The following is a 22,254-nucleotide window of genomic DNA, read 5'->3' on the forward strand; positions in this document are numbered from 1 at the left end:
AACCAGCTTTGCGAGTAACCATGCGCGACCAGATATTCAAAACCCGACTGACCGACATGCTGGGCATCCGGCATCCGATATTATGTGGCGGGCTTGGGCCGGGCGTTTCGGATGGGCGCTATGTCGCCGCCGTGGTCAATGCGGGCGGAATGGGTTTCATCGTTCATACCGGCTATGAAGACCCGGACCAGTTCCTGGACGAGATGCGCCTGTGTCGCGACCTGACAGGCGGGAAGGGTTTTGGCGTCAATCTGTACATTTCGCGCGTGCCGGGATCGGTCGAAAAGATCATCGCGCGCATCCCGGAACTGGTCGATCATGGTTGTACCGTGGTGGAAACGGCGGGCCAGAACCCGGCCCCGGTCCTGCCGGCCCTGCGCGAGGCGGGGATCAAGGTCATTCACAAGGTTCCGGGCGTTCGCTACGCACGGTCGGTGGCGAAGGCGGATGTGGACGCGGTGATCGTGGTCGGCAACGAATGCGGTGGTCATCCCGGCATCTATCAGATCGGTACGATGGTACAGGCGGCGCAAGCTCCGCAGGAAATCGACATTCCGGTCATCATCGGTGGCGGCATCGGCACCGGCAGCCAGATCGCCGCTGCATTGGCGATGGGCGCGGAAGGCGTCATCATGGGCACGCGCATGATGGTGGCGGAAGAGATGTGGCCATCGCGCGCATATAAGGAGCAGATGGTCGCGGCAAACGGCACCGAAAGCGTGGTGATCAAGAAGATATTGCGCGACAATCATCGGGTGATGGCGAATGAATCCACCGCTGCCGTGCTCGCGCTGGAGGAACAGGGGGTCACGGACTTCGAGGCCTATCGCCCCCATGTTACCGGCGTCCTGACGCGCGAGGGGTATAAGACCGGCAATCTGGCGACCGGCACCTATGACTGGGGCCATTCGGCGGTATTCGCGGACCGGATAGAGCCTGTGGAGGCGATCTTCGACCGCCTGATCGATGATGCGATGCAGGCCGGCGGAAGGTTGCGCAACCTTATGCTGCCAGCATGATTTATACGGACGACATATCAATATCGCTAAACCGATATGAGACTTGATCGATAAACCCCCCTATCATGCCTTTTATCGTTGATAGGACCCGCATGGGCGGGCGCTGATGGAGCGCGTGATGGGTATTGAAAATATTGTCGTCGAACCGCTGACCGAGCATATTGGGGTCGAACTGCATAATGTCGTGTTCGAAGCAATGGCGCCCACCCGGCCTTTCATCGACATGATGAAGCGATTGCTGGATGAACATCGCGTGGTGCTGATCCGGGGCCAGAAGATCGAGCCAGGGACCGCGCAGGACTTCACCAGTAATTTCGGTCCGTTGCTGGACATCAAGCGTCAGGGCAGCGGGGCCCTGCATGTGCCCGATGCCGAGTGGATCAAGGTCATCTCCAACGGCAAGACCGCCGATGGCCAATTGATTGGCGATGGCAACAGTTCGGCCCAGCTATGGCACACCGACTCCACGCCATGGGAAGCGCCAGTCGGGCACATCGCTTTTTATTGCCGGCAGACCGTCGATCCGGCACCCAGCACCTATTTCATGGACATGATCAAAGTCTATGAAGCGTTGCCGCAGGCGATGAAGGACCGGATCGACAGGCTGCGTGTCATCCACCATTTCTTTCCGCGACAGATAGAGCCGGAAATTCATCGCAACGCGCCTTCCATGCCGCTGGAGGATCGCAAGCTTGGCACGCTGCACCCGCTCGTGCGTCGTCACCTGGGCACGGGCAAGCCGATACTGTATCTGCCCACGCGCCGCGACAGCCTGATCCCGGACATGGATGAGGCGGAAAGCCGTGCATTGCTCACCGAATTGTGGGATTTCGTGGACACCTGCCCTTTCAAGGTCGGCCATGCGATGATGCCCGACGACTATGTCATCTGGGACAACAGCGCCACCGTACACAGCCGCGACGGCTGGCCAGCCGAGAAGGTCCGCATCATGTGGCATATTTCCGCCGAGGGCGAGGTGCCGATCCCGCTCCATCCGCGCCGGACGCTCAACACGATCGGGCTGGACCCGGACAAGGCGCGCGAAGTGAACAAGGGCATGGCCATGGTCGATTACTGACCGGCCGGCCGACCGCGCGCCTCCCGCAAAGAACAGGATAAAAATGGACCTCAGGATCGCGGGGCAACGCGCCCTTGTAACCGGGGCCGGGCGTGGACTCGGTCGCGGCATAGCCAAGGCTTTGGCACGTGAAGGCGCACATGTCATCGCCCTTGACCGGGACGGGGACTTGGCCGCCAGCGCCGTGGCGGACATCGTTGCGGCGGGCGGCTCGGCCGAACCGATGGCACTGGACATCACCGATAGCGCGGTGGTCAACGCAGCGCTTGGCGGTATCGCGCCTGTCGAGATGTTGGTGAACTGCGCGGGCTTCTCACGCGACGCGCCGATCGCGGACATGACTGACGATGCCTGGCTGTCTGTGCTGGACGTGTGCCTGAACGGGGCTTTCTACGTCACCCGCGCCCTGGTGCCTGCAATGAAGGCAGCCCGTTATGGCCGGATCGTCAACATTTCTTCCCGCGCGCGGGAAGGGGACAATAACAAGGCCAACTATGCGGCAGCCAAGGCCGGGCTTGTCGGCCTGACCCAGGCGCTGGCATTGGAACTGGGCAAGTCGGGCATCACCTGCAACGCCATCGCGCCCGGCTTCTGTGATGGCGAACGTCCCCGTAGCCTGCCCCATTATGCCACGCTCAAGGAACGCGCGCTCGCCCTGACTCCGATGGACCGGCTGGGTGAAGAAGCGGACATTGCCGATGCGGCGCTCTATTTCTGCGCGCGCCAGAGCGGCTATGTAACCGGAGAGGTTCTGACAGTGGCCGGGGGGCGCTGGCGCTAGCTTGTCCTTGCGTGGGATCATAAGGCAGACCAAGATAGGCTGATGGAATTACGCCATCTCCGTTACTTCATCGCCGTTGCCGAGGAGTTGCATTTCAGCCGCGCGGCCGCACGGTTGCATGTGGCGCAGCCGCCGCTCAGCACGCAGATCAAGCAGCTCGAAGAAGAGATGGGCGTCGCGCTGTTCTTGCGCACCAAGAGGCGGGTTGAATTGACCGAAGCGGGCAGCGCCTTCCTGATCGAGGCGCGGCGCGTGCTGGGCATATTGGACCGGGGCGTGGCCCTGGCCCGCGAAATCGGCACCGGGCAGCGCGGCACCTTGCGGCTCGGCTCGGTCTATTCGGCGATCTATGCCGTGGTGCCGCAGATGCTGCGTGCCTTTGCAGCGCAACATCCTGATATATCGGTCGAGCTTTCCGAGATGACGGTACAGCAGCAACTGGATGCACTGGCAAGCGGCGCGATCGACGTGGGCATTCTGCGCTCACCGATTCACGATCCCAGTATCGAAACGCATCTGCTGTTTCGCGAAGGCATTGTGGCGCTGGTCCCGACGGGGCATGCACTGGCCGCGCGCGGGGCGATCCATGTGGCGGATCTTGCACCCTATCCCTTCCTCCTGTCGGGCATCGGCCTGCATTCCAGTTTTCGCCAACATGTGCTGAGCCTGTTCGACCGGCTGGGGATCATGCCCAACATCGCGCGGGAAATCGGTGAGATTCACAGCATCATCAGCCTGGTTGGCGCGGGGCTGGGCGTCGCCCTTGCGCCAGCGACAGTGAGCCATATCCGCGTGAGCGACGTGACCTATCTGCCGATATTGGATGACATGCCGCAGATCGAGGTTTCACTGGCCTGGCATCGTGATGTCCGGCCGCCCGCGCTGAGCGCGCTGCTGGCCATGGTGCAGGACCCTGGCCTCTGGCGCCGTGATACAATGCCCGACGGCATTGATACTTCACACATATCAGAACCGGCCGGATAAATATTTGCTGTGTCTGAGGACGGGTCATATCCGTCAGAGCAGAAGATACAGGAGAATGGAATGTCGGTCCTTGCTGAGGTGCGGGCGGTTGAGGGGCGTAGTGCGCGCAACCCCGGACTGCTGCTGCCACTTGCTGATTTTGCGCATGGCCTTGACCTGTCGAGGGTGCCACCGATCATACTGGAGCAGGCGCGGCTCAGCATCCTCGACACCATCGGCTGCATCGCCGCAGGCATGGCCGAGGCGGATTCGCGCAATATCCTGGACAGCGAGCGCCGCGCCCTGCGCGGTCCGAGCGCACGCATATTCGGCCAGGATGAACGCTTTCCGGTCGAGGTCGCGGCGCGCGTCAATGCCTATTTCGGTGATGTCAGCGAGCATAATGATCTCGTCGGCAGCCATGCCAGCATCGCCACCCTGCCAGCCGCCATGGCGGTTGCCGATCAGTGCCGATCGAGCGGCGCCGACCTGTTGCGCGCCTATATCGCGGGCACGGAGATTGTGACGCGGCTCTACACCGCTTATTATGCCTGGAAGAAACCGTATATGGACGTGGGCATCGCCCCCCCCGGCATCATCAACACCATCGGCGCGGCGGCAGGCAATGCCATGTTGATGGGGCTGGATCATGCCGGGACATTGGAAGCCATGGCGATCGGCGGCGGCCTTGCGGGCTGGTGCCCGGTTGGCGCGGTCTATGATGATGGTGCTTCGGTTAAGCCATTGTTGCACGGTGGCTGGCCGGCCGGGATCGCGGTTCTTTCAGCGCGCTATGCGGCGGGCGGCATGACCGGCCCGGTGGCCGTACTGGAAAGCCCGATGGGGCTTTTCGCTACATTGGCCACCCACTTTGAGCCGGCTTCTATCATCGATCCGGGGGTCTGGCACCTCGCCAATCCGCGCCGCAAATATCATGCGGCCTGCGGCTATACCCATGCCGGTACGGATGCGTTGGTCGCGCTTCATTGGTCGCTGGGCGGGCAGGCGCTGGCCGACGCGCGTGAAATCCTGATCCATGTTCCCTTCTACACCCATCGGGCCGTCGCCAAGGACCAGCCGCCCGCAACATCGACAGAGGCGCGTTTCCATCTGCCTTACGCCGCGGCGCTTGCCGCTCTGGGAGAGGATGGCGTGCGCCCTGAGCATGGGCGTGATGTGGCGCAATGGCTGGCCCGCGATGACCTGCGCGCCATGCTGGCCAAAATCCGTGTCGTCGTGGATGAACGCTTCACCCATTATGAGCAGTGCGCCGTCGATGTCGTGATGGCGGACGGGCAAAGCGTCCATCATGAAGGCAAGCCGCCGCGCGGCGCGCCAGCAAATCCGATGACCGCCGACATGGTGATTGCCAAGTTCCGCTCCAATGTTTCGGGCCTGTTGTCCGATGCGGAGGCGGATGCCTATGTCGCCATGATCACTTCCATCGAAACCCTGCCGGACTGCGATGCCCTGTATCGCCCGTTCGACCATGTCGCAGCCCGCTGAAGGATAAGCCATGAGCAGTCAGGCAGAACTCACCCGTCCCGTCGCACCCTCCACGCTTCCCGCTGGCGAGCCGACCCTTATTGATCACATCGCGGCTTTCGCAGCCTCTGCTGCGCCGGATGCGGTGCCGGAAAGGGTGTCGTGGCAGGCGAAGCTGTGCATACTCGACACGATCGGCTGCATGGTTTCCGGTGCCACGGAAGCAGATGGCCTGCGCCTGTTCGCGGCCGAGATGGCAGGGGATCCGGGAGGCAGCGCCCGCGTCGTCGGCCAGTCCGAAACGATGAGCCCGGAAGGCGCGGCGCGCGTCAATGGCTATCTTGGCGACCTGTTCGAACTGAACGACCTGATCGGTGGCCATGCCAGCATCGCGACGGTCGCCGCCGCGCTGGCCGTGGCGGATGAGGAAAAGCCTGATGGCAAGACCTTTCTCAAGGCGTGCATTGCCGGGATCGAGACCACCACGCGCATCCATTTTGCCTATTATGAGCATATGAAGCCCTATACAGAAATGGCGATTACCCCGCCGGCCATTCCCAACGCCATGGGATCGGCGGCGGCGGCGGCGATCATTTCCGGCGGGGGTGAGAGGGAAGTTCGCAATGCCATGGGCATCGGCCTTTCACTCGCCACCTGGGGGCCGGCTGAACTGACCTTTGGCGATGGCGGCACGGTCAAGCCGATGCTGCACGGCTCCATGCCCGCCAGCGTGGGCGTCACCTCCGCGCGTTATGCGATGGGGGGCATGACCGGCCCGCACAGTTTGATGGAAAGCGATATCGGCCTCTATGCCACGATCGGGCGCGGCTACAAGCGCTGGGCACTGGTCGATCCTGAAGGATTCCACCTGGACGAACCGCGTCGCAAGCTGCACGCGGCGTGCGGCTATACCCACATGGCCATCGACCTGATGGGCAAGCTCTATCGCGACATCGGACCGGAACGGCTGGCGGCCGCTCAAGCGATCCGCATCGCCGTGCCTGCCTATATCATGCCCGCCGTGGTCAAGACCACGCCGCCGACCAGCCCCAACAACGCGCGCTTTCACATCAACTATTGCGCTGCGCTGGCCGGGACAGGCGTGGATGTCATCCTGCCTGAACATAGTAACAGGTTTGATGCCTATTTCACACCGGCTGTGGCAGACCTGCTGGGGCGCATCTCGCTCGTGCTGGAGCCTGACTTCATCCACTATGCCGAATGTCGAATTGAGGTGGATGAAGCCGGCGACAGCCCTGTCACGGTTGAAGGCAAAGCCCCGCGCGGTGCGCCGGACAATCCCTTGGGCGAGGCTGGCGTGCGCGAAAAGTTCGCCCGACTTGTAAGCCATCGCATGGAGTCGACAGAAATAACGACTTATTGTGATCGGGTGATGCAGCTTGAAAAAGAAGCGGACGTGGACTGGCTGCTGACGCCGTTCATCGGCATCTGATCTGGTTCCTGCATCCAGATGGGGCGGTGCCGTCATGTGCGGCGCTGCCCCTTTTCCTTTATAAAAGCGTGTAGGCGATGGCTGAGGTTTGTGTCACAACACCCTTAAATTCTGCCCAATAACGCTTGAAGGGCGCGAATGCCGTCATAGGATTTGCGCAAATGCATCCGTTTCGTCATTTCGGTGCCGCTATATCTTACTTAGGACAGGAGAGAATGATGTCACAGGCCTTTGGCTATGCCAGCACGCATGCGGGCGCGCCGCTTGCCCCGTTCCATTTCGAGCGACGTGACCTGCGCGCAAATGACGTGGCCATTCGTATCCTATATTGTGGCGTGTGCCATTCCGACCTGCACCAGGCCCGGAATGACTGGCACAACACCGTCTATCCCTGCGTTCCCGGTCACGAGATCGTCGGAGAAGTCACCGCTGTCGGTGCGAGCGTGACGAAGGTCAAGCCGGGAGCCATGGTCGCCATCGGGTGCCTTGTGGACAGTTGTCGTACATGCGCCTCCTGTGAAAAGGGGTTGGAGCAATATTGTGAGGCATATCCTACCCCGACCTATAATGGACGTGATCGCCAGACCGGCGAGATGACATATGGCGGCTATTCGGACAATATCGTCACGCGCGAGGAATTTGTGATGATCATGCCCGATGGCCTGGACCCGGAGCGCGCCGCACCCCTGCTTTGCGCCGGGATAACGACATGGTCGCCGTTGCGTCACTGGAATGCAGGGCCGGGCAAGCGGGTCGCCGTCGCGGGGCTGGGCGGACTGGGTCATATGGCAGTCAAACTGGCGGTCGCTCTGGGCGCGGATGTCACAGTCGTCACGACATCGCCATCCAAGGCGGCTGACGCGCGGGCGCTTGGCGCGCATGACGTTCTTATTTCCACGGACGCCGACGCCATGGCCAATGCGCGCAACAGGTTCGATATTGTGATCGACACCATCCCTGTGTCACATGATGTCGCGCCCTATCTCGGCATCACGGCGCTGGATGGAGCAACGATCGTCGTTGGCGCGATCGACATGCTGCCCGCCATCCATTCAGGTTCATTGCTGATGGGTCGCAAGACGCTGGCTGGCTCTATCATCGGCGGTATGCCAGAGACGCAGGAATTGCTGGATTTCTGTGCTGAGAAGGGTGTTTTGCCTGATTGCGAAACGATTGCGATCAAGGATATCAACACGGCGTTCGAACGCATGGAGCGGTCCGATGTGAAATATCGCTTCGTGATCGACATGGACACGCTGAACGCTGCTTGAAGTCTATGCGCGAGCCATCGTTTGATGCGATGGTTCGCCGCTGTGCGGGATGCCCGCCATCCCCGCAGTGCAAAATGGTCAGGCGACGCTGACCCGCTCCGCGCGCAGCGCGGCCCGGCGCGCCTTGCCCGCATCGTCGCGTACTCGTGCATAGGTAAACTCTGCCGAGCGCGGTCGCTTGAACGGGGCGAGACGATCAAGCCCCGCTGCAAGGAAGGAGAGCGCTTCGGCCGGGTCCGGCATGGGAACATCTTGGGCAAGTTCGACGATAGCATGGACCCGGTTGCCGATGTCCGCATCGGGCAGTCCGATCACGGCCGCGCATAGCACACCGGGTACATGCTCCAGCGCGGCCTCGATCTCTGCCGGCCAGACGTTGGTGCCGCCGATCAGGATCATGTCGGTGCGCCGGTCGGCGATGTAGAGATAGCCGTCTGCATCCACCCAGCCCATGTCGCCCAGTCCGTCGAGATCGCCGCGTATGCGGGGTTCCGAACCGATATAGCGATAATTGGCGCCAACCCCCACCGATCGTCGAAACAGGATCTCGCCAATCTCTCCGGGCGGTAGTGGATTGTCATCGGAATCCACGATGACAATCCTGTCACCTGGCAGTGCGCGTCCGACCGAGCCGGGCCGCTCCAGCCATTCCACCCCGTTGATGAGCGTGGAGCCAAGCCGTTCGGTCGAACCATAGACTTCCCAGATGACCTCCGGCCCGACCCGGTCCAGCCACCACCGCTTCACGTCGGGGGGGCAGGGGGCGGAGGAGTGCATGATGAATCGGAAGGAAGATAGATCCGCCATTTGCGTGATCGCCGGGTCGAGCCGGGCGATCCGGCTCATCATCGTGGGCACCATGGACGCGACCGTGGCACGATGCAGCGCGGCAAGGTGTAACCATGCTTCCGCATCGAAGCGTTCCATGCACACCACATGGCTGCCCTCCGCCAGGGCGATAATGGCAAAGGCAAAGGGCGCCGTGTGATAGAGCGGACCTGCGCTCAGCACTGTACTGAAGGGTGGGCGATAGCTGTTGACCTTGTCAGGCCCCCAACCGGAATCGTGCGGGTCGACGATCAGCTTGGGGCGGCCGGTGCTGCCGCCACTGGCCAGCATCTTGCCGGGAGAGGACAGGATCGCGGGCAGGGGGCTGTCGTCCAGCCCGGAAGGCAGAGGCAGATCAATATCCAGCAGTGGCCACTCGCTTGTCGATGTGGTGGCGGTTCCGATGATCAGTCGCGGTCGGGCCAGTGTCATGACCTCGCCGAATTCATGGTCGGTCAGCCGCTGGGAAATGGGGCAGGGCACCGCCCCCAGCTTCCAGACTGCATAGACGGCCTGCGCATATTCGGGGCGGTTGGGCATGGAAATGACCACGCAATCGCCCGGCGAAACGCCATGCGCCGCACAGGCACGCGCCAGCCGGTTCGCCCCCGCATCCATCTGCGCGAAGGACAAACTATGTCCTTCAAATGTGAAGGCCGGGGCATCGGGCTGACGTGCCGCCTGTGCGCTGAGCAAAACGCCCATGGGCGCGCGCGCCAATGGCATGCCGGGATCATCCAGCCATTGTTCGGTCGCCCTGGTCTGCTGCATCACGCCAGTTTGCCCATGGCTTAGCGGTTCGCGTTCTGGCCGCCATCCACTGGCATGACAATGCCGGTTATCATGGCCGCCTCGGCAGAGCAGAGGAAGATCACGGCGGCGGCGATTTCTTCGGGCAGCACGGCACGCTTGATGATATGGTCGCTGGCGAGCACCGACTGTTCTTCAAGATTGTAGCGCGACCGGATACCTTCTGTCGCGACCAGGCCGGGTGCTATGCAATTGACGCGCACATTATGCTGGCCATAGGTGCGCGCGGCATGGGCAGTCATCTGGATTACGCCCGCCTTGGCGCCGGAATAGACTATGTCCGACGCCTGGGTCGTGCTGATGCCAGCCATTGATGCTGTATTGACTATCGATCCGCCGCCACGCTCACGCATGACCGGCAATTGATAGCGCATGCCAAGAAAGGCGGACTTGAACGACAGGTCGACGGAGAAATTATAGTCATCCTCGGTCAGTTGTTCCAACGGCTTGCCCGTGCCGCAGCCCACATTGTTGTGCGCGAAATCAAGCGAACCGAAGCGGTCCAGCGTCGCCTTGATCAACCGTTCAACGGCTTCGGCGTTGGTCGCGTCACAATTGATCGCTTCAGCTTCGCCTCCTGCCGCATGGATCAGGGCTGCGGTTTCTTCAGCGGCTGCGAGGTTGAGGTCGCACACCATAACCCGCGCCCCTTTGGCTGCGAAAGCGATTGCCGACGCACGGCCGATGCCTGCTCCCGATCCGCTGATCAGAGCGGTTTTTCCTTTGAAATGGGGGTCGGCCATCGTCGCTCTCCTAATATTCTGTCATGACGCAAGTATCGGTGGCCCAGTTGTATGACAACATTCTCCGCCATGGCCGCACAGTTATCGTATCAGCGATCAAGGCTGGCAATGCGCAGGCCAATGCGCCCTGTTGCTGACGGTTGATGGCAGCCCCCGCCGACGTGGTACTGTCCGGCCAGATGGGCATAATGCAGCCAATATGGCGTCTGGCTGCCTGACGAGCGGGTCAGCGGGTAGTGCGGCGTTCCTCCGTCACACCATATCCCGCCTCCGCCGGAATCCGCACCACGATACCATCATCGGTCTTTTCAATGTGGGGCAGGACCGTGAATGGCGGCCGTGCCCGTGCGGCCGCCAGCGCGTCGGTAACATTGTTGCTGCGGGCCAGCAGGCCAAGGTTCATGCGCGTGGGAAACACGACCTTGCGCACGCCTGTGCCCGCCTCCGCTTCGGCTACCAGCTCGGCCGGGCTTATCCACTCTACCGCCACAGCTTCCGTGCCGTCACAGCAGGCGGTCTGCCCTGTCGGCGCCACGGCGAGAAAGAAGTGCGTATCATAGCGACGCGGCGATTGTACCGGGGTGATCCAGTGCGCGAACGGCACAAGATCGTCCAATGTGAGGACTGCATCATTTTGCGCTATCAATGTCAGGAAATCCGTCTGTCTTTCCGCTGTGATCGTGATCGGGGCGCCGTCCCGCCGTCGCGCGAGCAGGAGGCCGCATTCCTCGAACGTTTCGCGAAAGGCCGCTATGCGCAGAGCACGCTCCGTAGTCGAGTAGCGTTCCGCGCCGATGATGTGCGGCATCCAGTCATCCGAACTGTCGGAAGCATCGACGATGCCGCCGGGGAATACCAGGGCAGACGAAAAATCCTGGTCGGAATGGCGTGAAACCATCAGCACTTCGAAAGGCGCTTCCCGCACCAGCAGGATGGTGGCGGAGGGGCGGGGATGGGCGTCTTTGGTCATGACCGGGGCTACAATCTTTCGAAACAGGCTGTCGGGGGATCGACGTGCGACCGAGACGATCCAGGCAGGTCCGGCATCTGCATGGACCACTTTCCCGATGATCTATATTTGATCCGGCACAGCATATCAGCGTGATGAAAGGATCATGGCTGCGATCCTTCACGCAGCATGGCGCATCGGTTGCCTTCGCGCACCGCAACCAGGCGCATCCCCGGCTTCATATATGCGGTGAATGTTTCGAACGCCTCCCGCTTCGCGCGATTGACCGGGCGCAGATAGCTGTCCTTGTCCACGGTCAGCGTCACCGTTCCGACGACCGGATCATCCGCCGCCAGCGTGACCGTGGTTGGCGTGAAGGATGTGACCGTGGCGCTAAAGGCGCTGGGGTTGGCCGCCGATTGCACACGTGTGTCGAACGAGATGCGCAGACGATCCGAGATATTGGCCGTTCCGACATGCGGGGAATCAGGATGCACCACCAACAGATCGCCCGGTTCGAAATCGATCGTGGCCCAGCTATCGGGGTCGATCACGCCATCGGGGACAGGGAAGGGGTTGGGTTTGGCGACATTGTGGACGCATCCCTTTTTATGTTCCCCAACCGCGATCGTCAGCCCGCCGACTTCGCGCGGACATGGCACCAGGGGAATCCAGAGGGGGCGATAATCCCTGATGCCAGGGCTGTAGAAACCATCCTGATGCACGATCCCCAAGGGATTATGGGGCGGATAAAGCCGGTATTGGACAATCGGCACCATACATGCCTGCTCACCCAGGATTTTCGCCAGGACGTCCTGATTGGCGGGATGTTCGACCAGCTTGCCCGAAATGCCAATGAACGCAGGCAATTCTTCGCTCCACGGTTCGGCAGGCTTGCCCGTCCAGCGACCCACCGGATCGCCCTTCTCAACCAGGCCGAAGCTGTCGGCGGCGACTGCTAGCATGGCGTCGCGGGCATCCACAACCGTTTGCGGATCCAGCACATTGCGGAAGAACAGATATCCATTTTCGTGGTAGAATCGATCCAATGCGGCGTGATCGTCCAGCAGATGATTGCAAATCTCGAACGTGCGGGTGGGACGGATGGTACTGGCATCCAGATCGCTGGCATCGGGGAGATTGAGCGGTATGGCATTCATGATCATGATCCTCTCAGGCGGGTTTCACCCTTTGGAGCCATCATGTCATCATGAACGCCTGCCTGACAGGACTTGATTTTGCACCATGCGGATGATTTTTATCAACCCTGGGTCATGGCTGGAGCCGGGCCAGTTCCTCGTCGATGCGGGCGTTGATCGCTTCCGCCATGGGACGATGGGTGATTTCCAGATAATAGCCCAATGGGGCTACGGTATCGAGATGGATGACCGCCGCCCCGCCATCGGGCAGGGTAGCACCGAAGCTTTCGAACACGCATTCCGCCCCGCCCGGCCGCTGCGCCATGTCATCGACCGCATAGCCCAGGTGAAATATGCCCTCGCCCCGCATGTGTAACCATTCCTTGGCATTCCCTTCGCCGACCACGGGTTCGACCATCTCCAGATAGACATTGCCCCATCGGGCAAAGGCGTTGCGGTTGGCAAAACGGCCGGTCCAGTCGCGATAGCGCCCCTGATAGTCGGTATCCAGCCGCCAGAACGGCCCGACGCCCATCAACGCGCGATACCGTGCCATGCCCTCGTCTATGTCGTGCACGACAACCCCGATCTGGAAGAAATCGCCATGGACCAGCATATCATTGCACCTTTCGAGGTCAGTAATCGCGGCTGAAACGATCGAGCGGCGTGATGATCCGCTGACCCACGCCAGGCAGGCGCTGGACCGGCTTGCTGCCATGGGCGGAGGCGGATTCGCCCCAGGCAAACCACACGTCCGGTTCGCGCGTTTCGCCCAGCTTCTGCCAGCGACCGTCTAGCTGCGGGTTGGGGATGGGGCCAAGCTCCGGCATGCGGCCGCGCGGGTCCGGCAGGAATTCATAATCCTCGCCAAACATCTTGGCCTTGATGCCTGTGTGCCAATAATTGTCCGGGCCGAACGTCACTTCGCAATCAACATCATAAGTGAATCGCACCTCGCCCTTTTCGTTGGTCAGGATAGCAAAGCCCATCAAGTCGTTGCCGATCAGGAAATGGCCGGCATCCAGCGTTCCGTCCTTGTAGATCGTGGCCCAGGTGTACCAGCATAGTTCCAGCTTTTCCTGAACCAGTGCATCCTTGGTCACATAGCATTCGCCGCCCGCATACATGTACATGACGTCGAATCCGATCAGCCCGCGCACCTTCCTGCCCAAAATCGTGCCTTCGACCTGCATGATACAGGCGACATAGGACATGGCGGCCGTCCGGCTGGGAATATACCATTGCAGACCCGGTTTGATCAGAGTGCCGCTGATATCCATCGTATCTTCTTCCACCCAGCGGCAGCTTTCCGGCGTCCATTCGGCGAGGAACGGGTTGCCAGGCGCATCCGGGTGGCTGCGCCAGACGATCTTGTCGCCTTCGCGCCCGAACAGATGTCCGTCATTGGGGGCAGAGCGACGGCCTGCCTTGTCCAGCTTGAAATGGTCAGCGCCGACATTGTGCTGAAGATAGAAATAGCGACGTGTGTCTTTCTTTGCGCCGGGCAGGTCGAAAGGGATGCGGCGCATCGGGCAATACATATTGCCATCCTCATCGCGCAGCGTGCCCCACAGATAGAGGCCTTCCGGGTCCATGCCCATCATCGGGTCAAGATTGGCCATCGATTCGAGTGTGGGCTGGAAAGCGCCGACCACTGGCTGGAACGCATATTCGCCCATTCCGGGAATTTTCTGCCCGTTGTTCAGCATGTGGCTTTCTGCCTGACCAGTCATGATCCCATCCTCTGAATATTTGATATGGTACGGATGCTATGGCCGCTCTTGCCTGAGAACCAGTATCATCCAGTCTCATCATATTTGTGATCAGGCAGTATATCATGTCTGTAGAGGGGCGATCGGGACAATCATTCCCTCTTACGTCTCCTGCATATATTGATGACGCAGATGTGCCAGTTGTTGCGGCGCTGGATCATGTCCTTTGCCGATATGGTCGAAAATGTCCTGGGTGGGACCTCCTTCTCGCCACTACGCTGTCGTCGCTCGTCATGCTGGATCTGCTGACGGGCCATGACCTGCATTGCGGGCGGGGCCTGACGGCGCGATCCTGGAGCGCGCCGCGTTTGATCGAACGCGGGGCGCACGCGCCAGTTTTTGTTTCGCATCCCTTTCGGTGGAAAGCCGGTTCCCGCTTTCCCGCACGATGCTCTAGCCAGCAGGAACGGACATGGCCGCGGCGGCGGGCTGGAGCAGGTCGCGGATGCGCTTCAGTCGCTCGCCGACCGGCTTGAGGGCTTCCTCATTCCATGTGGTGCTAAGGCCGCTGCAGGCCAGGCCCCAATATCGCCTGTTCTGGCCGCTCCCTTCGATCAGCGCTATGGCAGTGGCCGCATATTGGCCGTCAAACATGTCAGTCACGATGATATAGTCGTGGTCCGCATAATAGGCGGCGGCACGATCGATACGCGCCTTTCTGCGCGGCCATGCGGCCGGATTCTGTGCCGCGATCTTTTCGATGGCAAGACGACGCTGATCGGGGGGAAGGATGCCCAGCACCGCCAGCCCGCCGGAAGAGGACGCAAGCGACGCTCTCCAGCCGATGGGCTGGCCGGGGACGACAAAGCTGCCGATGGTCTGATCCACCGCGAGCATCTCCGTCCCGTTGCACAGGCTGAGCGACACGGTGACACGGGCTTCCGCAGTCAATTGATCCATATAGGGGCGAGCCAGGGCAGGCAGATCCTGTCCCTGGATGGCCGCATAGCCCAATGTCATCGCCGGGGCGCCGACGCGCAGGGCGGCCCCGCCCGGCGCCTTCACCAGAAAGCCTTTTTCGATCAGCGTACTGCACAGCCGCCAGGCGGTGGGCTGACTGAGTCCGACACGCCGGGCAATTTCCGAAACGGTCAATTGCGCACCGGGATGGTCGAAACATTGCAGGATCGACAGTCCTCGCGCCAGCGCGGTGACACTGGTTTCCCGCTTTCCCTTCGGCTCCATTGACTCTGCCTCACACATCATGCTACGAAAATCACACAGCGAATATATTATTCACTAAGTGAATAAGTCAAGACGAATATGCCGAGGAGAAACTGCCATGGACAGCTTTGACACGACCTTCACCCAGGATACGCCGATCAATGCGATCGATTGGCCCATGAACCGGGAGGCCCAGGACAGCGGCTGGCGTCCGCCAGCAGGCACGCGGGTCATCTCTGTGGACGACCATGGCATGGAAGAAGAAGGCCTCTGGGAAAAGCGCCTGTCGGGTGCGGACCGGGAACGCGCGCCGAAGCTGTGGTATAATAAAGACGAAAATCTCTGGCACATGACCGTTGATGGCCAGAGCTACGACGTTCCCGGAGTAGATGGTCAGATCGGCGAAGGACGCCCCGGTTTCTGGGATGTCAAGGAACGTCTGAAGGACATGGATGCCGAAGGCATCGATGTTTCGTTGTTCTTCCATTCGCGCGCCATGTCGCTGGTCCGTCTGGAGGACAAGGCATTCTTCACACGTTGCATGGACGCCTATAATGAATGGTTGGGCGAACTGTGCGCCGCCAATCCCAAGCGGCTCGTGGGCGTCGGCATTCTGCCGACCATCTACAAGCCGGAAGACACCGCCGCCTATATCGAGAAGTTCAAGGGCTGGGGCCTCAAGGCGCTCGAAATCCCGTCCGCGCCCAAGAACGTGCCCTATAATGCGTCCGCCATGGAACCGATGTGGGAAGCGATTGCCGACAGCGGCATTCCGGTGATGTTCCATGTCGGCGCCTATCTGGAATTCCGTGGGAAGGGGGCGACCGGCGCCAATCTGACGAAGAACCTTGGCCCCTATCGCCCACTATGGTCGCTGCTCGCTTTCTCCGGCATTCTTGAGCGTCATCCGAACCTCAAGGTCGTGTTCTGCGAAGGCGGTTTTGGCTGGGTGCCATGGACCCTCCAGGATGCGGATCGCATCTACCAGGTCTATGAAACCGAAATGAAGCCCAAGCTTCAGGAACTGCCGAGCTATTATTTCCGCCGTCAATGCTATGCCGCCATCATGTCCGATGATGTCGGCCTGAAGCTGGCGAAGGAATATGGTCTGACGGACAATATGCTGTGGTCGTGCGATTATCCGCACGGTGAAAGTGTGTTCGGCAATTCGCGCAATGAAGTGAAGAAGATTTTCGACGTGCTGGGTGAGGAAAAGGGCAAGGACGTGGTCGGTCGCAACGCCGCCAAGCTCTGGAACCTCTGAGCCTTGCTATCGTGATCATGATGGAACCCGGTCCGGCCTTGCCGGGCCGGGTTTTGTCATGACAAGGGCATTGTCAGGGCACGATCTGGGGAACAGGCATGACCGGCATAGACAGGCTGTTGCGTCTCGATGGGAAAGTTGTGGCAGTAACCGGCGCTGGGCAGGGCATTGGCCGTGCGGTAGCGCTTTTGTTCGCGCAGGCTGGCGCACGGATCGCCGCGATCGACGTGGCACGCGAAGGGCTTGACAGCTTGCTCGCCGACATGCCCGATGCCTTCGCCTATGGCTGTGATATTGCCGACGAAGGCGCGGTCGAACGCTGCTTTGCCCAGATCGTCGCCGATATGGGGGGACTTCACGGCCTGGTCCATGCCGCTGCCATATTCCCCAAACGATCATTCACGGCCATGACCGCTGCGCAATGGGATAGCGTGCACGCCGTCAACACGCGCGGCAGCTTTCTGGTCCTGCGTGAAACGGTCAAAGCGATGCGTGCGGGCGGAGAAGGGGGCACCATCGTCAACATCTCCTCCGTCAGTGGCGAACGCGCGGTCGTGCACCATAATTCCGCCTATGGCGCGTCCAAGGCGGCCCTTACCAACCTTACCCGTTCCGTAGCGATTGAGGTTGCAGCCGATGGCATCCGGGTCAATGCGGTGCTGCCCGGCGGTGTCGCGACCGAGGGCGCGGCGACAGCCACGGCGAAGATGGCGGAGGATAGCCTTGCCATCGCCGGGCCGATCATGGGGCCGGGTCGCATGCTGATCCCTCGCGCGGCCCAGCCGCAGGAAATCGCGGCGGCCTGCCTGTTCCTGGCGGCGCCCGCATCATCCTATATTACGGGCGAGGCACTGGCCGTGGATGGCGGTTTCCTCGTCAGCTAGGCCCGTTTGAAAATGGCCGGATCATGCGCGCCTTCGGGGCTGATCCGTCCCTTCTCAATGCCCGACCAGATTGAGCACGTCATGATCCAGCATGGCCGCGCCGTAGCGGGCGGCATAGGCGGTGTTGATCGCCTCGGTCTGGAACCGGATTTCATTGATCAGGAAGATGAAATAGCCATAGCCAATGAACTGGCGATATTGCAGCCAGGCCTCATCCCAACCTGGCGGTGCGACGCCATTCTCGGCGAGTTTGGAAAGATAGTGGCGCAGCAGGTCCTGCTCCCACGCCTTGCGATCGGCCACATCAAGCGCGCAGACGACATGATAGACCACCTCCATGAACGGTGACGCTTTTGATGGCTGGGAATCGAGAAAGCCCGGTGTCCCATCCGCTTCGACGTACAGATTGCCAAGATGGGTATCGCCATGAATGATGCACAACGGCCCTTGTTGTTCGATCTCCGCGAACTGTTTCAGCGCACGCCGCATCCATGCCATGTCATGCAGCCGCACTGAAACGGCGGCACCGCGCGGGCTTTCGCAATAATGTCGCCACATGTCGGGTTTCAGATAGCGTTCGGCATAAACCATGGACCAGTCCGAAAAGCGCCCGACGAGCCAGCCCCAGCGCCCGCCCGGCGCCAGTTCCGGGTCGTTCCAGCTCGCGGCGTGGAATCGGGCAAGGTCGCCCAGCCGCCGCTCGACTGCTTCATAGCGTTCTGGCCGCTGTGCGTGCAGGAAGGTGACGCCCCGCGCGACGAGATCATCCATGATCACGATCGACTGGTGGCTGTCGGGGTCTGATCCGGCGAACCAGCAGGTCGGTGTGTGAATGGGCAGGGCGGGTGCGATGAGGCGGTAGAACGCGATTTCGTTCGCGTACATTTCCTTCATCATCGGGCTATGCGCTTCGAAGCCACCCTTCACGATCAGCGTTTCGGGCAGGGTGTCGCTTCTTACCCGAACTCTGATCTTGGTTGATGTGCCCAGGATCACATCCACCACTTCCGCGCTTTCGATCCTGTGGCCCGTCGCGACACTGAGCCAGTCGGCGGTAATATCCTCCGGGCTGAGCGGCAACGGATAGACGGAGACGGCGGATGTGTTCATGGCTCTCTCTCCTTGGCCCACGCTTCCGCCACCGTCCGCATGGCCGCAACAAGTGCCAGTGGCTGGTCTATCATGACATGATGATAGGCATTGGGAATCTCGACAAACATCGTGTCCGGCCGCAATGCGCGGCGTTGCAGGGCTTCGTCCTGGGCGCTGATGATATCCGACAATTCGCCGCGTAGAAAGGCGAGCCGGCACCGGGCCTGAAGCAGTTCATCCCAGCCATTGGCATAGTCGAGCTTGGCGAAAAAATCGGGATCGAAGCACCAGGTCCATCGTCCGTCCGGCATTTGCCTGATCGCCGCGCGGGCCACGGCATCCAGCACATAGGGTTCAGCCCCCGGCTGATCCGGCGACAGGCGGAAGCGGGCGATGGCATCCGCCTCGCTTTGGTAGAAACGACTGCGATAGGGGGGCGCATTGCCGATGCCGACATCGGGCACCACGAAGGAGTCGACGAACATCACGCCGAGCAGCCGTTCCCCGCCTTCATTGCCGGCGATGAGGCATCCGGCCTTGCCGCCAAAGCTGTGGCAGGCAAGGATTGGCGGCAGCACCGCGTCGAACAATCCGCCAGCTTCAAGGGCGGCACGGCCTTCGCGCGCCATCTGTGCGACGGAATAGGCGGCCCGATGTCCCGACCCGCCCATGCCGGCGAAGGACATGGCACAGACGCGATAATCCTTTGCCAGCAATGGGGCGACCGCGCTCCACCACTGGGCATGGGCCATTGAACCATGCAGGAGCAGGATGCCTGGCTTGCCGCGGTCCCCCCAGCAGATCAGTTCGATCTCACACCCGTCAACCGCGAAGGTCAGGCGTTCGAAAGGCATGTCCTGCGCCCGGATGAACCATGGTGGCGCCGGAGGGCGTGCGCCGCCATAGCCCTCCAGAAGCCGGGGCAACTGGCCCCAGCCCAGGTTCCTGTCCCCCAGCTTGACGTTCAAGCCTGGCCCACCCGGCTCATATGGTAATCCAGGTCGCCACTGATCTTTTCCAGCGTCAGCAGATAGCGGTAATGATGGCTGATCTCATATTCGTCGGTTACGCCGTAACCTCCATGAAGCTGAATCCCCTGACGGGATACCAGTTGGCCCGCTTCCCCGATGGTGATCGCCGCAAGAGAGAGTGCCCGGCTACGCTCGGCGGCCGACAGTTCCGCATGGGCCAGAGCCTGATACAGGGCAGATCGAGCCTGGTGTGTCACAACGAACATGTCGGCCATGATATGTTGCAACGCCTGGAACTTGCCGATCGGCTGGCCAAATTGCTGCCGTTCCTTGAGGTAGGCCGAACAGATGCGCAGGATTTCCTCCATGGATCCCACTGATTGCGCCAGGCGGGCCAGGGTGGCCCGGTCGAGCGCCTCCATCAGCAGTGCCTCCGCCTTCTTGCCAGTCGCCAGCACCGCGTCGCCATGGACGCGCAGTGTTTCGAAGCGGATATCGGCTGCCCGGCTTCCGTCGAGCAGCGGGTAATTTTCGACTGACATGCCTGCGCTGTCTGCCTCTACCAGCACGAGGGCGAAGCCTTCGCCTTCCAGCATGGCCGAAACGATCAGGTGGGTCGCAGACGGCGCATCAAGCGCCAACAGCTTCTGGCCGGATATCGCAAAGCCGTCACCGTCGGCGGTCAGCGTGACGGCGCGTGGCGCTGCCCCGGCATAGCGTTCGCCCGGTTCACCATGGACCAGTGCGATCCGCGCGGCGCCACCGACGATCTGCTCCAGCAATTCGGTACGTGGCGCGGTGGCGCCCGACAGGATGTGCGTGCCTAGCACGGCGGTGCTGATGACGGGTTGGCTGACGCATTTGCCACCTGTCGCCGCGGCCAGAACCGCAATGTCGGCCTGCGTTCCACCCAGGCCACCCAGGTCTTCCGGGATAGCCAGCGCCAGCCAGCCGAGTTCGGCAAAAGTAGCCCATGCCACTTCGTCCAGACCATTGGCGCTATCACGCAGCGATCGACGATGTTCCAGCGTGAAATGTTCGGTGATGAACCGTTCAGCACTGTCCAGCAGCATCCGCTGCAAGTCGGAATAATTGAAATCCATGTTTCGTCTCTCAGAGGTCGAACGCGAGTTTCGCGATGATGTTCTTCTGGACCTGCATCGTTCCGCCATAAATGGTGGATGCCCGCTGGATGAGTGCGCGCTGGTTCGCATTCTCCGTCACGTCGGGCCAGAGCGGGCTGTTTGGCCGATCGTGAACTTCGAACGGGAATTGCCGGATTGACTGCGCGCCCAGCAGATCGAGGTGCAACTCGCTGATCGTTTGTTGCAGGCGCGAACCGGCCACCTTCAGGACGGAGGCCGCCGCCGTTTCGTTATACTGGAACTGTTCGTTGGCCAGAACCCGAAGCACCGACCATTCAAGCGCCGTCACTTCCGCTTCCAATTGGGCCAGGCGACCCTGGAACCGGGGGTGTTTGCTCAGAGGCACCCCGTCCAGCATTTGGTTCGCAGCGATGTCCTGTGCGATCCGCAGGTCGCGCTTGTTGAAATAGATGAACGAACTGGTGGTGCGTTCATGGTCGAGCAGGAACTTGGCATAGGTCCAGCCAGCGCCTTCCTCGCCCACCATATTTTCCACCGGCACTTCGACATTGTCGAGGAACACCTCGCACAATTCCGCCTCGCCGTTGATTTGCGGGATGCGGCGCACGGTAATGCCAGGCGATTTCATGTTGATCAGCAGAAAGGAGATGCCGCGTTGCGGCTTTACGGTCGGGTCGGTGCGGACAAGGAAGAAGCCCCATTCCGCCATCCAGGCGCAACTGGTCCAGATCTTCTGCCCATTGACGACATAGACGTCACCCTTGCGCGTGGCTGAAGTACGCAGATTGGCAAGGTCGGACCCGTTGCCGGGTTCCGAAAAACCCTGCGCCCAGTAAAAGTCGCCATTGATGATGGCGGGCAGGAACCTCTCCTTCTGTGCCTCGCTGCCGAAAGTATAGATTACCGGGCCGCACATGTGCGTGCCGCCCCAGCAGGTATCGGGAGCAAAGGCGCGGGTCAGTTCATCCTGAAACACGAACAATTGCATCGGCGACCAGTTCTGACCGCCATATTCCACCGGCCAGTGCGGCACGGACCAGCCACGCTTCGCCAGGATTTTGGTCCATGTCAGGCTGTCATGCGGGTCCGACTGGTTGCCGCCAAATCGCCGTTGCCCTTCGCGAATGTCAGCCGGGAGGTCCTGCTTGACCGCTTCACGGACCATCTGGCGGAATTCCACCAGATTGTCGTCGAACTGGAAATCCATCGTACCGCGCCTTTGCTTAAGATACCAGGCATTCACGGCGTGACGCGGAGGGCGCCCGTCATGTACATGCCACTGGTTCCGCAATGCCATGAATGGACGACGGGGCAATGCCTTTCTGGTGAATATCAGAAGCGCGGTGGAGGCGCGGCCCAAGGTATCGTGGAGGCGATGGACGTTGGCGCAGATCCGTAAATGACCCCTGAGGCGCGCTGCGTTCCATCGGAAGCAGGTCGCGCGCTCCAGTTTTCTGCTTTCACAGCGTTTTTAACGGAAAA

At 61.1% G+C, this 22,254-nt stretch carries 20 protein-coding genes; 9 read left to right on the forward strand and 11 right to left on the reverse strand.

Annotated elements, in window-relative coordinates; genetic code table 11:
• Positions 1–20: 20 nt before the first annotated feature.
• The 7 genes from Q4610_RS15065 (at position 21) to Q4610_RS15095 (ending at position 8,050) form a co-directional block, all read left to right on the forward strand.
• Entirely contained in the window at positions 21–1,019 is a 999-nt protein-coding gene (locus Q4610_RS15065) for an NAD(P)H-dependent flavin oxidoreductase (protein WP_304536791.1), read from the forward strand.
• Between the two features lie 118 nt (positions 1,020–1,137).
• The gene (locus tag Q4610_RS15070; RefSeq protein ID WP_304536792.1) at positions 1,138–2,097 is read left to right on the forward strand and encodes a TauD/TfdA dioxygenase family protein; all 960 of its coding nucleotides are present in this window, start codon (positions 1,138–1,140) and stop codon (positions 2,095–2,097) included.
• Between the two features lie 43 nt (positions 2,098–2,140).
• Positions 2,141–2,878, forward strand: coding sequence for an SDR family oxidoreductase (locus Q4610_RS15075; RefSeq protein WP_304536793.1), 738 nt, complete (start codon positions 2,141–2,143; stop codon positions 2,876–2,878).
• Between the two features lie 42 nt (positions 2,879–2,920).
• Complete coding sequence (locus Q4610_RS15080; RefSeq protein ID WP_304536794.1) at positions 2,921–3,862, forward strand: LysR substrate-binding domain-containing protein; 942 nt, start codon at positions 2,921–2,923, stop codon at positions 3,860–3,862.
• Between the two features lie 60 nt (positions 3,863–3,922).
• On the forward strand, positions 3,923–5,347 hold the full coding sequence (locus tag Q4610_RS15085; RefSeq protein ID WP_304536795.1) for an MmgE/PrpD family protein: 1,425 nt from the start codon (positions 3,923–3,925) through the stop codon (positions 5,345–5,347).
• Positions 5,348–5,357: 10 nt separating this feature from the next.
• A complete protein-coding gene (locus Q4610_RS15090) occupies positions 5,358–6,779 on the forward strand; it encodes an MmgE/PrpD family protein (protein WP_304536796.1) in 1,422 nt (473 codons plus the stop codon).
• Positions 6,780–6,994: 215 nt separating this feature from the next.
• Positions 6,995–8,050 carry an NAD(P)-dependent alcohol dehydrogenase gene (locus Q4610_RS15095; RefSeq protein WP_304536797.1) on the forward strand — a complete coding sequence of 352 codons (1,056 nt, stop codon included), beginning with the start codon at positions 6,995–6,997 and terminating at the stop codon, positions 8,048–8,050.
• 78 nt (positions 8,051–8,128) lie between these two features.
• Here Q4610_RS15095 and Q4610_RS15100 read toward each other — a convergent pair whose 3' ends face one another.
• From Q4610_RS15100 to Q4610_RS15130, 7 genes are all read right to left on the reverse strand, one after another.
• Positions 8,129–9,649, reverse strand: a complete 1,521-nt coding sequence (locus Q4610_RS15100) for an AMP-binding protein (protein WP_304536904.1) — start codon at positions 9,647–9,649, stop codon at positions 8,129–8,131.
• A gap of 20 nt (positions 9,650–9,669) precedes the next feature.
• Positions 9,670–10,431, reverse strand: coding sequence for an SDR family NAD(P)-dependent oxidoreductase (locus Q4610_RS15105; protein ID WP_304536798.1), 762 nt, complete (start codon positions 10,429–10,431; stop codon positions 9,670–9,672).
• A 226-nt stretch (positions 10,432–10,657) separates the two neighbouring features.
• A complete protein-coding gene (locus tag Q4610_RS15110; protein WP_304536799.1) occupies positions 10,658–11,401 on the reverse strand; it encodes an NUDIX hydrolase in 744 nt (247 codons plus the stop codon).
• 143 nt (positions 11,402–11,544) lie between these two features.
• Positions 11,545–12,540 (reverse strand): phytanoyl-CoA dioxygenase family protein, encoded by a 996-nt coding sequence (locus Q4610_RS15115; protein WP_304536800.1) that lies wholly within the window; start codon positions 12,538–12,540, stop codon positions 11,545–11,547.
• A 112-nt stretch (positions 12,541–12,652) separates the two neighbouring features.
• Positions 12,653–13,135, reverse strand: a complete 483-nt coding sequence (locus tag Q4610_RS15120; protein WP_304536801.1) for a VOC family protein — start codon at positions 13,133–13,135, stop codon at positions 12,653–12,655.
• A gap of 19 nt (positions 13,136–13,154) precedes the next feature.
• Entirely contained in the window at positions 13,155–14,252 is a 1,098-nt protein-coding gene (locus tag Q4610_RS15125; RefSeq protein WP_304536802.1) for a hypothetical protein, read from the reverse strand.
• Between the two features lie 432 nt (positions 14,253–14,684).
• Positions 14,685–15,476 carry an IclR family transcriptional regulator gene (locus Q4610_RS15130; protein ID WP_304536803.1) on the reverse strand — a complete coding sequence of 264 codons (792 nt, stop codon included), beginning with the start codon at positions 15,474–15,476 and terminating at the stop codon, positions 14,685–14,687.
• Between the two features lie 97 nt (positions 15,477–15,573).
• Between Q4610_RS15130 and Q4610_RS15135 the strand changes: the two genes are divergently transcribed.
• Both Q4610_RS15135 and Q4610_RS15140 read left to right on the forward strand, forming a co-directional pair.
• Positions 15,574–16,719, forward strand: a complete 1,146-nt coding sequence (locus Q4610_RS15135) for an amidohydrolase family protein (RefSeq protein ID WP_304536804.1) — start codon at positions 15,574–15,576, stop codon at positions 16,717–16,719.
• 98 nt (positions 16,720–16,817) lie between these two features.
• Positions 16,818–17,603 (forward strand): SDR family NAD(P)-dependent oxidoreductase, encoded by a 786-nt coding sequence (locus Q4610_RS15140; protein WP_304536805.1) that lies wholly within the window; start codon positions 16,818–16,820, stop codon positions 17,601–17,603.
• A 54-nt stretch (positions 17,604–17,657) separates the two neighbouring features.
• Here the strand turns inward: Q4610_RS15140 and Q4610_RS15145 are convergent, their stop codons facing one another.
• Genes Q4610_RS15145 through Q4610_RS15160 form a run of 4 tightly spaced genes read right to left on the reverse strand, consistent with a single transcriptional unit; the run spans position 17,658 to position 21,979 of the window.
• The gene (locus tag Q4610_RS15145) at positions 17,658–18,713 is read right to left on the reverse strand and encodes a phosphotransferase (protein ID WP_304536806.1); all 1,056 of its coding nucleotides are present in this window, start codon (positions 18,711–18,713) and stop codon (positions 17,658–17,660) included.
• A complete protein-coding gene (locus Q4610_RS15150) occupies positions 18,710–19,663 on the reverse strand; it encodes an alpha/beta fold hydrolase (protein WP_304536807.1) in 954 nt (317 codons plus the stop codon). The genes Q4610_RS15145 and Q4610_RS15150 overlap by 4 nt, the downstream gene beginning before the upstream one ends.
• Positions 19,660–20,769, reverse strand: a complete 1,110-nt coding sequence (locus tag Q4610_RS15155) for an acyl-CoA dehydrogenase family protein (protein ID WP_304536808.1) — start codon at positions 20,767–20,769, stop codon at positions 19,660–19,662. Before Q4610_RS15155 ends, Q4610_RS15150 begins: the two co-directional genes overlap by 4 nt.
• A gap of 10 nt (positions 20,770–20,779) precedes the next feature.
• Positions 20,780–21,979, reverse strand: coding sequence for an acyl-CoA dehydrogenase family protein (locus Q4610_RS15160; RefSeq protein ID WP_304536809.1), 1,200 nt, complete (start codon positions 21,977–21,979; stop codon positions 20,780–20,782).
• Between the last annotated feature and the right edge of the window lie 275 nt (positions 21,980–22,254).

The organism is Sphingobium cyanobacteriorum (assembly GCF_030580935.1).
Classification (GTDB): domain Bacteria; phylum Pseudomonadota; class Alphaproteobacteria; order Sphingomonadales; family Sphingomonadaceae; genus Sphingobium; species Sphingobium cyanobacteriorum.